Here is a 12,750-nt window from a genome sequence, read left to right as displayed (position 1 = left end):
TTTAGGAATGAAATAAATTTTTTTGATATTTTTTGATATGATTAAAGTTCCGGGACCGTGTGCGCTCGACGACCGGATATGCGCTCGGCCGTTGGATGGGCGGGGCGGGCGGCTCCTCCCCAGGGGCGGGGCGGGACGGGTCCTCCACAGGGCGGATGGGGCGGCGGGTCGTTCACATCGGCGGATGCGGCTGGGCCCCGGCCAGCGGTGCTTCGTAGCGTGGGAAGCCCCACGAAACGGAGGTTCTCATGGCCGTCTTCTCGGTCGATAGCGACCAGGTCATCGCCGCGACCAGCACGATCCGCGGCACCATCGATCGCCTGCAGGGCGAATCCAACGCGCTGCTGGCGCAGCTGAGCGCGCTGCAGTCGTCCTGGACCGGCTCGGCATCCGGCATGTTCCAGGGCACCGTCGAACAGTGGCGGGCCGCCCAGCGGACGGTCGAGGACGCCCTGTCGAGCATCAACCTGGCGCTCACGGCTGCCGGGCAGCAGTACGCCGACGCGGAACAGGCCAACATGACGCTGTTCCGCTGATCCCCGTCCGGTCTCCCCCACCGGAAACGGCAGATGCCCCGGTCCCTTTCGGGACCGGGGCATCTGTGCGTGAGGCGGAACTCAGAAGTCCATGCCACCCGTGGGGTCGCCAGCCGGAGCGGCAGCCTTCTCGGGCTTGTCGGCAACGACGGCCTCGGTGGTGAGGAACAGACCCGCGATGGACGCGGCGTTCAGCAGCGCCGAGCGCGTGACCTTGGCGGGGTCGATGATGCCCTGTGCGAACAGGTCACCGTACTCGCCGGTCGCGGCGTTCAGGCCGTGTCCGACGGGCAGGTCGGCGACCTTGTTAGCGACGACGCCGGGCTCGAGGCCCGCGTTGAGGGCGATCTGCTTGAGCGGAGCCTCGATCGCGACGCGAACGATGTTCGCACCGGTCGCCTCGTCGCCGACCAGCTCGAGCGACGCGAACGCCTTCTTGCCGGCCTGGATGAGCGCGACGCCACCACCGGGGACGATGCCCTCTTCGACGGCAGCCTTCGCGTTGCGAACGGCGTCCTCGATGCGGTGCTTGCGCTCCTTGAGCTCGACCTCGGTCGCCGCGCCCGCCTTGATGACGGCAACGCCACCGGCGAGCTTGGCGAGACGCTCCTGGAGCTTCTCGCGGTCGTAGTCGCTGTCGGTGTTGTCGATCTCGCGGCGGATCTGGGTCACGCGACCCTCGATCTGCGCGGAGTCGCCGGCACCTTCGACGATGGTGGTCTCGTCCTTGGTGATGATGACCTTGCGCGCACGGCCGAGCAGGTCGAGGGTGGCGTTCTCGAGCTTGAGACCGACCTCCTCGGTGATGACCTGTCCACCCGTGAGGATGGCGATGTCCTGCAGCTGCGCCTTGCGACGGTCGCCGAAGCCGGGAGCCTTGACGGCAGCCGACTTGAAGATGCCGCGGATCTTGTTGAGCACGAGCGTCGCGAGAGCCTCGCCCTCGACGTCCTCAGCGATGATCAGGAGTTCCTTGCCGTCCTGGATCACCTTGTCGACGATCGGGAGCAGGTCCTTGATGTTCGAGATCTTCTGGTTCGCGATCAGGATGTAGGGGTCTTCGAAGACCGCTTCCTGACGCTCCGGGTCGGTCACGAAGTACGGGTTCAGGTAGCCCTTGTCGAAGCGCATACCCTCGGTGAGCTCGAGCTCGGTGCCGAAGGTGTTGGACTCCTCGACGGTGACCACACCCTCCTTGCCGACCTTGTCGATCGCCTCGGCGATCAGCTCGCCGATGGCGGGGTCTGCGGCGGAGATCGACGCGGTAGCGGCGATCTGCTCCTTGGACTCGATCTCCTTGGCGTCGGCCAGAAGCGACTCGATGACGGCCGCGACGGCCTTCTCGATGCCCTTCTTGAGCGAGATGGGGTCGGCGCCGGCTGCGACGTTGCGCAGGCCTTCGCGCACGAGCGCCTGAGCGAGGACGGTCGCGGTGGTCGTTCCGTCACCGGCGACGTCGTCGGTCTTCTTGGCGACCTCCTTGACGAGCTCCGCGCCGATCTTCTCGAACGGGTCGTCGAGCTCGATCTCCTTGGCGATCGACACACCGTCGTTCGTGATGGTGGGAGCGCCCCACTTCTTCTCGAGAACCACGTTGCGACCACGGGGACCCAGGGTCACCTTGACGGCGTCGGCCAGCGTGTTGAGGCCGCGCTCGAGGCCGCGACGGGCCTCCTCATCGAAAGCGATGATCTTTGCCATGTGTGTGTCGTCCCTCCCGGACGTTGGGCTTGCGGAATTAGCACTCTGTCTTGACGAGTGCTAAGCCCATTCTGGCACTCGACCCTAGGGAGTGCAAGCCGCCGGATGGCGGGACGTCACAGTCCGGACATGCAGAAGTCCCCCGCGGCGCGAGGCGCTGCGGGGGACGTCGGACGCGGGGGTCAGGCGAGAAGACGAACGGCTTCGGCCTGCGGTCCCTTCTGCCCGGATCCGACCGTGAACTCCACGGCCTGCCCTTCTTCGAGGACGCGGAATCCGGTCATGTCGATGTTCGAGTAGTGGACGAAGACGTCCTGTCCATCGCCGGAGGTGATGAAGCCGAAGCCTTTCTCCGCGTTGAACCATTTGACGGTGCCCTGGGCCATACGAGTCTCCTGATGCTGTGGAACGGAGCCATCGTATGCACCCGATCACACCCGGAATCGCGAGATTCCGCAGTGTTGACACGGCCGCCGCGAACTTGTTACGCCGCGGAAACACGCGGCGTACGGACCATCGCCGCCTCAGGAGGCCGGGGTCTCCACCGGCGCGCCCGCCGCCGTCCGATCCAGCCCGATCACAATCGTCAGCAACCGTGCCTGGCTCTCGTCGAGGTCACCCGTGTTGGGGTCGTCGACCGGCTGGTAGAAGTCGTCCTGCACGATCGTGGCGCCGCCGATCACGTCGGCCAGGCCCATGGCCGCCGCCTCATCCGCGGGGAAGGCGTAGTAGATGGTCGTCTCGGCGAAGTCGGTGATCGCGGCGCTGCTGGCGTTCACGTTGTCGGCGCTCCATCCGGCAGCGACGATCTGATCCTTCATGGCGCCGGCGAGACCGGATTCTCCCGTGCCGTTGAGCACCGAGACGGTGAACGTCGTGTCGACCACGGCCGTCACCTCCGGCGTGGGCGTCGGGGTGGGCGTGGGGGTCGGGAAGAGGGTGATGCGGCCGGTGAGCACCAGGCTGCCGAAGATCCCTGCGGCGATCAGGATGATCGTGGCGACGATCGCCCAGAGCGTGATCGCTCCGGCGCGCATCCGCGGGTTCTCGGCGCGATGCGCACCGACCCGTCCGGATGCCGGCGGCAGATCGTCGAACCGATCCCGGGGAAAGCTCTGTCGCGACACCCCACGATGCTACCGGGCGTGCGCCGCCGATCCTGTCAGCCGGCGAGCGCGTCCCCGTCGCCGTGACGGGCGGCGCGGCGGTCGTCGCGGATGCGGCGCAACCGGCCGACCAGCATCGGATCGTGGGCGAGGGCGGCCTCCGTGTCGATCACGCGCCCGAGCAGTTGGTAGTAGCGGGGCGGGGCCAGCTGCAGCTCGGCGCGGATCGCCTCCTCCTTGGCACCGGAGTGCGCACCCCACCGGGCCTCGAACGCGAGGAGCGTCGCGTCGCGCGCGGGGAGCGTCATGTCGGCGGGGTGGGAGGTAGTCACCTCGCCACGTTATCCGGGGATCGGCGCCCCACCCGGATGCCACTCCACGGATGCCCCGAGCGGGTCGACGGCGGCGATGATCCGGCCGTCGAGTGCGAGCGCGAACCGGCCCGCCGGCCACCGTTCCGCCGGTCCCGGTCCCGCCCACCCGTCGTGGAGCGCGGGGGCGTCGAGCGTGATCCACCGACCGGCCTGCCGGGCCTGATCGATCACGGCGGCGCGACGAGCGCGCGGCACGTGCGCCAGCACACCCGGGGTCGTGACGACGAGAGTGGCGTCCTGCGGCGCTCGCGCGGCGAGGTCGGCGAGGATGCCGGGCGTCGACGCATCGCCGCGTACGAGGATCGGCGGGTCCGCGGCCGCGATGTCGAGAGCGCGCTCGATGCGCTCGCCCCGCCCCGTCTCGCCCGGCCAGACCAGCCCGGTGAGCCACGCCCGATCATCGGTGCGCCCCGCATCCAAGGGCTCGAGGTCGATGCCGCCGCGCCACACGACCTCGGGGATGCGAAGCGCCGGGACCGGCCCGCTCCAGCGCGCGTCGAGGACGACGCCGGACGGGCCGTCTGCCGGATCGAGGCGGATCTCGGTGCCGTCGTCCGTCGTGTACCGGTAGGAGTAACGGTCGGGGTAGAGGCACAGCCCGGCGCTCGCGCCGACCTCGAGGAGCGCGACGGGCCCGTCGATCAGGCTGAGCGCCGGGAGCAGCGCCGCGCACCGCAGCGGCTCGTTCGTCTGGATGCTGCGCCGCGCGCTCTCGGCGACCACCGGGTCGGCGTGGGCGAGCACCCACTCCCCCCACGCCTCGCCGGGCTCCTCGGGGGCCCCGAGGAGGCGGGTGACGGCGAAGACGAGCGGCGGCTGGCGGTGCGTGTCGGGGATGCGGGCGAGCACCTCGGCGACGGCCGGGCGTTCGCACACGGTCATCGCCCACGACGCGTACAGCGCAGAACGGCCCGGAGCCTCGTCGGCGGCGAATCGCGCGTAACGGGCGACGACGGCTTCGATCACGCATCCATTCTGAGGTAACGCGGGAACAGGTCGCCTCCGGACGGGGTTGAATGGAGAGTCGAAGGAGGACCCATGAGCTATGCAGTGAACAAGTCCGAAGAGCAGTGGCGCGAGGAACTCGGCGCCGATCAGTACGCCGTCCTGCGTGAAGCCGGCACCGAGCGCGCCTGGACGGGCGAGCTGCTCGACGAGAGCCGCGCCGGCCTCTACGCCTGTGCGGCGTGCGGCTCGGAGCTCTTCAAGAGCGGCACGAAGTTCGACTCGCACTGCGGGTGGCCGAGCTTCTACGAGTCGATCCGGCCCGAGGCCGTCGAGCTCATCGAGGACAACAGCCACGGCATGGTGCGCACCGAGGTGCGCTGCGCGAACTGCGGTTCGCACCTGGGTCACGTCTTCCCCGACGGATTCGGCACGCCCACCGGCGACCGCTACTGCATGAACTCGATCTCGCTCACCTTCACCCCCGAGGCGGACGCGTGAGTTCGACCGCGCGCGGCGCGATGCTCTTGCGCCACTCGTGGTCGAAGGTCACCGAGACCGCGCCCACCCACGAGGAGCTGGTCGAGTTCGTCTCGGCCGCCGGGCGGGTGGCGGACCACTCGTCGCTGCACCCGTGGCGTTTGATCGAGCTGCGCGGCACCGACCGTGAGCGCCTGGGCCGCGCCATCCACAAGGCGGAGAAGAAGGACGGCATCTCGACCAAGCCGTTGCGCGCTCCGCTGCTCATCGCCGTGGTGGCCCGCGTGCGCAAGAGCAGCAAGGTTCCGGCGTGGGAGCAGGAGGCCGTCGCCTCGGGCGTCGCCCACATGCTGAGCCTGGCCCTCGACGAAGCCGGATGGGGAGTCTTCTGGCGTACCGGCGGCTACACGCGCAGCAAGGCCGTCGCCAAGGCGCACGGGCTGAAGAAGCGCGAGGTGCTGCTGGGCTGGCTGTACGTGGGCGGCAAGCCCGAACGCGATCGACCGGTGCGACGCAAGGCCGTCGACGGTGAGCGCTTCTTGGGGCGGATGCCCCGCTGAGTCGGCGGTGTCGCCGTCGGCGTGATCCGAGTCAGCGGCGACGCCAGCGCGGCACGACGGCGATGACGACGCCGGCGATCGCGATGACGACCGCGGCGAGCGCCACGATCAACGGTGCGCCGGCGTGCGCGGGGGCGATGACGTCGAGGACGACCGAGGTCGTGAGCAGGCCCACGACCGACCCCAGGCCCAGCTGCAGCACACCGAGGTGGCGCACCAAAGCGGCCGACAAGAAGATGTAGACGACGCCGATCGCGCCGCCCACGTACAGCCACAGCTCTCCGGGAAGAGCCGGCACGGCCCCCGCGACGGCGACGTGGATGACGGCGGCGAGCACGAGCACGATGCTCCCCCCGGCGAAGTTGACCAGCGTCGCCGTGAGGGGGCTCCCCACGACGTGGCGCAGCCGCCCGTTCGTCGCCTGCTGCCACGCCACACCCGCGCCGGCAAGGAACGGCAGCAGCAGCATCCAGAGCGGGATGCCGGACGCCCCGTCTCCCACCAGCGAGACCGCCACCGCCGCCACCACCAGCAGGGCTCCTGCGAGGCGGCCCCAGGTGATCCCGACGACCCCCGCGGGGCCGTAGCCGACGCGGTCGAGCACGATCCCGTTCACCGTCTGCCCGGCGACGAGGCCGACGGTGAACGCGGCGACGCCGATGACCGCGACCGTGACGCCCTGCGTGAAGACCGTGAAGGCTCCCGCGAGCCCGCCCAGCAGCATCCATCCGGGCACCTGCCGCGAGCGCACGCCCCGGCCGAGGCGCACGATGCCGGCGCGGCCGCCCGGCAGGACGGCGCTCAGCACGAGCAGGATGAGGAAGCCGGACCCGAACGAGATCGCCGAGGCGACCAGGGCGTCGTCGAGCGCCGCCCCCAACGCCCCGTTGATCTGCGCCTGCAGCGCGGTCAGCGCTCCCACGAGCACCGCGCCGGCGATCGCCACCGCCCGAGGCAGCCGACTCGCGGCGGGCGCGGACGAGTCGGAGGGCACCGACCGAGCCTACGCCGCGGCGCCGCCGGCGATCACGCGGGCCAGATCCCCGCGACGAGATCGGTGAGCAGGGCGTCGCCGTCGGTGTTGGTGGCCGACTGGTAGATCCACACCCCGTCGCGCACGTAGATCGTCTCGATGGTGTCGACGGGCTCCACGGTTCCCGTCAGCGTCTGCGTGCAGATGTAGGCGCCGACATCCCCCACCTGGCAGGAGAAGCCCGCACCGGGAAGCGTCGCTTCGGCGTGGTCCTGAGCCGCGCCCGCGTCCGCCTGGCTGATGAGCAGCAGGTACCCGGTCGCGTCGCCCTCGATCCAGTTGCAGCCGAGCGCGAGCACCGCATCGGGCGGCGCCGGTCGCTCGAACTCGGCCGCATCCCCGTACTCGGTCATGAGGTCGACCGTGGCGGCACGCGTCGCCGCCGACCCCACCGCGGCGCAGTCGACCGGCAGCGCGACGGGCGCCGGGGGCGGGCTGACCGTGACCGACGGAGACGGAGACGGAGACGGGGCGGGAGGCGCGGATGCCGTCGGGCTCGCCCCGGGCGCCGGCCCGCCGCATCCCGCGAGCACAGCGGCGAACGAGACCGCGAGAGCGGCCCTGACGACCCGTGATCGGCGCATGGCATCTCCCTCGATCCCCTGACGTGAGCCAGAGCCTAGCGAGCGGCGCGGCCGGGCGATACGGCGTCGCGTACCTCATCCGGCAGCGTGGGGCAACGCCACCCCCTCCCCGGACCCGCCCGGCGAGAGTGGAGCGATGAGAAGCATCACGTACGCGGGCCAGACCGTCATCACGACCGACGAGGTCGGCAGCACGCTCGTCGAGCTCACCGCTGCTCTCGCCAAGAACGGCCAGGCGGAGGCCGTCAGCATCCCGATCGTCGTCGACGGCGATGCGAGCCACGACGCCGAGCTCGTCATCGGCCTCGGCAACGACGTGCTCTCGACCCCCGTGCAGTGGACGGACGAGGTTCCCGACTTCTCGGAGCGGATGGGGCACCTCACGGCGCAGCTGAACCGCCTGCGGCCGCCGCGCGAACCGCACCTGGGCATCGTCGAGGACGACACCCCCTACGACCCCGACCTGGACAACATCTCGCGCGCCTGAGCGTCTCGCCGGGCACTGCGGGGCACTGCGGGGCACTGCGGAGGCGGTGTAGCGGATGAGGCGGGGACGACGCAACCGGCCCCGGTCGCGCCCATCGCCCGTCGACACTGGTGACCATGGACTTCGACGACCTCGCCACGCAGCCGATCGACATGCTCGACCTCATCGCCGCCGAGAACGCGCGCCCCGTCGGCTGACCGACTGATCCGAGTCCCCGTCCGTGGCGGAGGGGGACCTTCCGGTGCCGGCTACAGGACTTGAACCTGCAACCCCCGTATTACAAGTACGGTGCGCTACCAATTGCGCCAAGCCGGCTGGCTGCGGGCGTCCGCGGGAACCCGCGCAGACGCATCCACGAGCAGGGATCAGTCTAGAGCGTCCGCCGCCCGTGCCCGCGTTCCCCGTGCTCGTCAGGCGTCCGCGGCGAGCAGGTCCAGGACCGCCTTGTCGCCCGGCGCCTGTGCGGACAGGAACCCGACCGACCCGTGCAGCCGCAGCTCCTCGCCCGCCTCATCCGTGAGCGTGAGGTAGCGGCTGGCGCCGAGCTTCTCGACGCGGATGTCGACGGTGTCGCGCTCGAACGATGCCACCCGGGTCGCCAGACGACCATCGGTGTCGCGATTGAGCACGTGGATGCGGGTGGGTGTCACGACGACCACGAGCTTCACGGTCACACCGGCCTCCTCGGCCGCCAGACGCACCGCGGTGAATCCCCCCGCGCCGGCGGCCACGGCCTGCGCGAGCGGATCGGCTGCGGGGTCCGCGACCGCGCCGACCGTTCCGCCGAGCACCTGCGCGCGCGCCAGATCGGCGAGCCCGAAGTGCCCCGCCGCCAGAACGTCCTCGCCGTCGCCGAGCAGCGTCGCCGCCTCCGCGATCAGTTCCTTCTCGGTGTTCCCCGTCATCGATCGGCTCCCCTCGCCCGGTGCGTCACGACGACGACGGTGCCGCCGATGCGGCATCCGATCCAGGCCGCGATGCGCGACCGAGCATAGTGCGACGTCGGGGCGGTCCGACAGACGTGCCGGGAGGAGACCGGGACCGGTCAGGACGCGGGCGTCTCCGACTGCGTGGGGGTGGGCGTCGGCGTGCTGTAGTACGCGTCGCTCGCGGTGGTCAGCACGAACTGGGCGAACTCCTTCGGGTCGTCGAGCGCCCCCTGGTAGAGCTCGCCGTTGACGAGGATCATCGGCGTTCCGGTGAGCGTGAGCCCGTCGGTGCCCGGGAGCCCGACGATGGCCTGGTCGGTGGCGGACTTCGCCCACGACATGAACTCGCCCTTCTCGATGCAGGTGCTCACCTGGGCCTTGGCCGGGGCGACGACGCCCGCGGCCGTGGCGGCGTCGACGAGCTGCTCGTCGCTCAGACCGTCAGTCGAGGCTTCGGGCTGCTCGACGAGGAGCTCGTGGTGGAACGCGAAGACGGAATCCGGCGAGTAGGTCGCCACGCAGGCGGCGGCTCCCGCCGCACGCAGCGAGTACTTCGTGCCGTTTGACTTGGCGGTCAGCATCGCGACCGGGTGGTACGACAGCTGCGCCGCCCCCTCGGTGACCCAGCCCGACAGCTGCTGCGCGTTGGCCAGCTCGAACTGCTTCGCGCCGGGCGCCAGGTAGTCGACGTACACGCGGATGTCGGCGGTCGACGCGCTCGTCGGGGTCGGCGCGGGCGTCGCCTCGCCCTCGGCGGCCGGGGTGGGCGTCGCGGTGACCGCGGCGGCGCCGAGGCTCAGCCCGGTGACGGAGGTGACCGCGATGCCGCCGTCGGAGATGTTGGAGGGCGAGGCCTGCGGAGCGGACGTCGACGACGACACCGCGACCACGACACCCGCGATGACCGCACCCACGACGGCCAGTCCACCCACGGCGAGAGCTGCCATGCGGATGACGCCCGCGCGGGCGTGACGGGCGCGAACGATCTGCGCCTTCTCGCGCACAGCCTCGCGGCGGTCGCTGGAAGACGGAACGTTCGAAGGATCGTCGTTGGACATGGGACCTCAATGTGACGCGGAAAGCCGGAAGACCGGGAGGGCCGTACGGGAATCGGCCTCGTTGATGCTAGCCAGACACCCTGGGAAATGCCCAGACGCCCGTGCCATACTGGTCCTTGCGCCCGATGAGGGGCGTGCGGGAAAGCCCCCGCTCATCCATCACAACGGATCGTCCGGCACGTACCTGCCGGTGAAGGAGAAGAAGACATGGCGTCCGTCACGTTCGACAACGCAACCCGTCTGTACCCGGGCGGCACCCGCCCCGCGGTCGACAAGCTCAACCTCGAAGTGGGAGACGGCGAGTTCCTCGTCCTGGTCGGCCCCTCCGGTTGCGGTAAGTCCACGTCGCTCCGCATGCTCGCGGGCCTCGAAGAGGTCAACTCCGGCCACATCCGCATCGGCGACCGCGACGTCACCGACGTGCCGCCGAAGGACCGCGACATCGCGATGGTGTTCCAGAACTACGCGCTCTACCCGCACATGACCGTCGCCGAGAACATGGGCTTCGCGCTCAAGATCGCCGGCGTCGGCAAGGACGAGCGCGCGACCCGCGTGCTCGAGGCCGCGAAGCTGCTCGACCTCGAGCAGTACCTGACCCGCAAGCCGAAGGCGCTCTCGGGTGGTCAGCGTCAGCGTGTCGCCATGGGCCGCGCCATCGTCCGCCAGCCGCAGGTGTTCCTCATGGACGAGCCGCTGTCGAACCTCGACGCCAAGCTCCGTGTGCAGACGCGCACCCAGATCGCCTCGCTGCAGCGCCGCCTCGGCGTCACCACGGTCTACGTCACGCACGACCAGACCGAGGCTCTGACGATGGGCGACCGCATCGCCGTGCTGAAGGACGGCCTGCTGCAGCAGGTCGGCTCGCCGCGCGACCTGTACGAGAAGCCGAACAACGTGTTCGTCGCCGGCTTCATCGGCTCGCCCGCGATGAACCTCTTCCCGGCCGACCTCGCCGACGGCGGCGTCCGCTTCGGCTCCGAGGTCGTGCCGCTCGACCGCGACACCGTCGGCCGCGCCAACGGCAGCCAGGTCACGGTCGGCGTCCGCCCCGAGGACATCGAGGTCGGCCCCGCCGACGGCCGTGGCCTCCCGGTGCAGGTCGACCTCGTCGAGGAGCTCGGCGCCGACGGCTACCTGTACGGCCACACCGAGATCAACGGCAAGCGCACCGACATCGTCGCGCGCGTCGACGGACGCAACCACCCGAACGCGGGCGAGACCGTCACCCTGGCCGCCAAGCCGGGTCACGTGCACGCGTTCGACATCGAGTCGGGCGAGCGCCTGAACGACAAGGCCATCGCTTCGGCCTGATCGAGACACCACACGCGGCGCGGCGGATCTTCGGATCCGTCGCGCCGTGTCATGTCGGAGGAGGAACATGTCGTCGGAGTCGCTGAGCATCACCGCGAGCGCGATCGATCCCGCCCTGCTGTCGTTGCCGTGGAACGTGCCGTTGGCCGACTGGTCGAGCTCCGACATCGTGCAGCTCCCGAAGGGCCTCTCGCGCCACCTCGTGCGCTTCGCGACGCTCTCCGGCAAGGTCATCGCGGTCAAGGAGACCACGGGCGCCATGGCGCGGCGCGAGTACGACATGCTCGGCAACCTCACCCGGCTGGACGTGCCGTGCGTCGACCGCTTCGCCGTCATCGACGGCCGGCGCGATGCGAACGGCGAACCCCTGCCCGCGGCCCTCGTCACCGCGCACCTGAAGTTCTCGCTCCCCTACCGCGCCCTGTTCACACAGGTGCTGCGTCCGAACACCGCCGCGCGTCTGGTGGATGCGTTGGCCGTGCTGCTGGTGCGACTGCACAACGTCGGCTTCTTCTGGGGCGACGTCTCGCTGTCGAACACCCTCTTCCGGCGCGACGCGGGCGCGTTCGCCGCGTACCTCGTCGACGCCGAGACCGGTGAGCTGCACGAAGGCGGCCTCACGCGCGGGCAGCGTCTGCACGATCTGGATGTGGCGCGCACCAACATCGCCGGCGAGATCATGGACCTCGAAGCGGGCGGGCGGCTGGAGGGCGGCATCGACGCGGTCGAGATCGCCGATGGCATCATGTCGTCGTACCACTCGCTGTGGGCCTCGCTGACCGACCAGGAGAGCTTCGCCGTCTCGGAGTCCTGGCGGATCACCGAGCGGGTGCAGCGTCTCAACGCGCTCGGCTTCGACATCGGCGAGATGTCGATCCAGACCGCGACGGACGGCACCCTCGTCTCCATCCAGCCCAAGGTCGTGGATGCCGGACACCACCAGCGGCGCCTGCTGCGGCTCACAGGGCTCGATGTCGAGGAGAACCAGGCGCGGCGTCTGCTGAACGACCTCGACGAGTTCCGGGCCCGCATCTCACGGATCGGCTCGGACGAGGAGATGGTCGCGCACGAGTGGCTCACCCGGAAGTTCGAGCCGGTCATCAAGGCGATCCCGTATGACCTGCGCGCGAAGCTCGAGCCCGCCGAGGTGTACCACCAGGTGCTCGAGCACAGCTGGTACATGTCGCAGAACCGCGGCAAGTCGGTGCCGCTCGCCGAAGTCCTGACGAGCTACATCGACAACGTGCTGCGCCACCGCCGCGATGAGGCGACGGTCATGGGACCGCCCACCGAGACCACGACGATCCCGGTGTTGCGCGACGACTACATGCCGCAGAGCCCCGGCTCCGACGACGACGAGGACATCGACTGGCGCGACCTGGTCTGACCCACCCCATCCCCCGCCCGCGTGCGGCCCCGCGGAGCTCCGCCCCGCTCGCGGCCGCCGGGGGTCCCCGCCCCTCTCGCGGCCCCCGCGTTCCTCCGCCCGCAGCTCTCGCGAGCCCCGCAAACGCCGCCGAGCGCATATCCGGTGGTCGAGCGCACATCGGGGACGATGTGGGCGGGGGGGGGCGGGGATGGGCGATGGGGTCTGGAACCCGAAGTAATACAATCAAACCCAACACAAAAGAGTTATTCGTGTTTTT

At 70.0% G+C, this 12,750-nt stretch carries 15 protein-coding genes and 1 tRNA gene; 6 read left to right on the top strand and 10 right to left on the bottom strand.

The window, feature by feature from the left end; translation table 11 throughout:
- The first annotated feature begins 248 nt into the window (after nucleotides 1–248).
- Nucleotides 249–536: a WXG100 family type VII secretion target gene (locus AB0N73_RS16020; RefSeq protein ID WP_363565300.1), complete on the top strand. Its 288-nt coding sequence runs from the start codon at nucleotides 249–251 to the stop codon at nucleotides 534–536.
- 81 nt (nucleotides 537–617) lie between these two features.
- On the opposite strand, the gene groL is transcribed toward AB0N73_RS16020, so the two are convergent.
- From groL to AB0N73_RS15995, 5 genes are all read right to left on the bottom strand, one after another.
- Nucleotides 618–2,237 (bottom strand): chaperonin GroEL, encoded by a 1,620-nt coding sequence (gene groL / locus AB0N73_RS16015; protein ID WP_363565298.1) that lies wholly within the window; start codon nucleotides 2,235–2,237, stop codon nucleotides 618–620.
- A 182-nt stretch (nucleotides 2,238–2,419) separates the two neighbouring features.
- Complete coding sequence (locus tag AB0N73_RS16010) at nucleotides 2,420–2,623, bottom strand: cold shock domain-containing protein (protein ID WP_363565296.1); 204 nt, start codon at nucleotides 2,621–2,623, stop codon at nucleotides 2,420–2,422.
- A 138-nt stretch (nucleotides 2,624–2,761) separates the two neighbouring features.
- Nucleotides 2,762–3,364 (bottom strand): LytR C-terminal domain-containing protein, encoded by a 603-nt coding sequence (locus tag AB0N73_RS16005; RefSeq protein ID WP_363565294.1) that lies wholly within the window; start codon nucleotides 3,362–3,364, stop codon nucleotides 2,762–2,764.
- Between the two features lie 35 nt (nucleotides 3,365–3,399).
- Nucleotides 3,400–3,651, bottom strand: a complete 252-nt coding sequence (locus tag AB0N73_RS16000) for a DUF3263 domain-containing protein (protein WP_363565304.1) — start codon at nucleotides 3,649–3,651, stop codon at nucleotides 3,400–3,402.
- 33 nt (nucleotides 3,652–3,684) lie between these two features.
- Nucleotides 3,685–4,683 (bottom strand): DUF2332 domain-containing protein, encoded by a 999-nt coding sequence (locus AB0N73_RS15995; protein WP_363565292.1) that lies wholly within the window; start codon nucleotides 4,681–4,683, stop codon nucleotides 3,685–3,687.
- 72 nt (nucleotides 4,684–4,755) lie between these two features.
- Here AB0N73_RS15995 and msrB point away from each other — a divergent pair, with 72 nt between their 5' ends.
- Entirely contained in the window at nucleotides 4,756–5,163 is a 408-nt protein-coding gene (msrB, locus tag AB0N73_RS15990) for a peptide-methionine (R)-S-oxide reductase MsrB (protein ID WP_363565290.1), read from the top strand.
- A gap of 20 nt (nucleotides 5,164–5,183) precedes the next feature.
- On the top strand, nucleotides 5,184–5,702 hold the full coding sequence (locus tag AB0N73_RS15985) for a nitroreductase family protein (RefSeq protein ID WP_363565302.1): 519 nt from the start codon (nucleotides 5,184–5,186) through the stop codon (nucleotides 5,700–5,702).
- A gap of 31 nt (nucleotides 5,703–5,733) precedes the next feature.
- On the opposite strand, the gene AB0N73_RS15980 is transcribed toward AB0N73_RS15985, so the two are convergent.
- Together AB0N73_RS15980 and AB0N73_RS15975 are read right to left on the bottom strand one after the other, a co-directional pair.
- Nucleotides 5,734–6,696, bottom strand: a complete 963-nt coding sequence (locus AB0N73_RS15980) for a DMT family transporter (RefSeq protein ID WP_363565288.1) — start codon at nucleotides 6,694–6,696, stop codon at nucleotides 5,734–5,736.
- Nucleotides 6,697–6,728: 32 nt separating this feature from the next.
- The gene (locus AB0N73_RS15975) at nucleotides 6,729–7,319 is read right to left on the bottom strand and encodes a hypothetical protein (protein ID WP_363565286.1); all 591 of its coding nucleotides are present in this window, start codon (nucleotides 7,317–7,319) and stop codon (nucleotides 6,729–6,731) included.
- Nucleotides 7,320–7,455: 136 nt separating this feature from the next.
- Here AB0N73_RS15975 and AB0N73_RS15970 point away from each other — a divergent pair, with 136 nt between their 5' ends.
- Nucleotides 7,456–7,806: a hypothetical protein gene (locus AB0N73_RS15970; protein ID WP_363565284.1), complete on the top strand. Its 351-nt coding sequence runs from the start codon at nucleotides 7,456–7,458 to the stop codon at nucleotides 7,804–7,806.
- Nucleotides 7,807–8,048: 242 nt separating this feature from the next.
- Here the strand turns inward: AB0N73_RS15970 and AB0N73_RS15965 are convergent.
- From AB0N73_RS15965 to AB0N73_RS15955, 3 genes are all read right to left on the bottom strand, one after another.
- A tRNA-Thr gene (locus AB0N73_RS15965) sits at nucleotides 8,049–8,121 on the bottom strand.
- A gap of 95 nt (nucleotides 8,122–8,216) precedes the next feature.
- Nucleotides 8,217–8,711, bottom strand: a complete 495-nt coding sequence (locus AB0N73_RS15960; protein WP_363565282.1) for a hypothetical protein — start codon at nucleotides 8,709–8,711, stop codon at nucleotides 8,217–8,219.
- Nucleotides 8,712–8,851: 140 nt separating this feature from the next.
- Entirely contained in the window at nucleotides 8,852–9,793 is a 942-nt protein-coding gene (locus AB0N73_RS15955; protein WP_363565280.1) for a thioredoxin domain-containing protein, read from the bottom strand.
- A gap of 207 nt (nucleotides 9,794–10,000) precedes the next feature.
- On the opposite strand from AB0N73_RS15955, the gene ugpC reads away from it, so the two are divergent.
- Both ugpC and AB0N73_RS15945 read left to right on the top strand, forming a co-directional pair.
- A complete protein-coding gene (gene ugpC, locus AB0N73_RS15950; protein ID WP_363565278.1) occupies nucleotides 10,001–11,104 on the top strand; it encodes a sn-glycerol-3-phosphate ABC transporter ATP-binding protein UgpC in 1,104 nt (367 codons plus the stop codon).
- 67 nt (nucleotides 11,105–11,171) lie between these two features.
- Nucleotides 11,172–12,491, top strand: a complete 1,320-nt coding sequence (locus tag AB0N73_RS15945; RefSeq protein WP_363565276.1) for a DUF4032 domain-containing protein — start codon at nucleotides 11,172–11,174, stop codon at nucleotides 12,489–12,491.
- Nucleotides 12,492–12,750: the final 259 nt, after the last annotated feature.

Source organism: Microbacterium sp. NPDC089189 (assembly GCF_040685095.1).
Taxonomy (GTDB): Bacteria; Actinomycetota; Actinomycetes; order Actinomycetales; family Microbacteriaceae; genus Microbacterium.
Note: the sequence above shows the minus strand (reverse complement) of the source record. Positions and strands in the feature narration are given on the sequence as shown.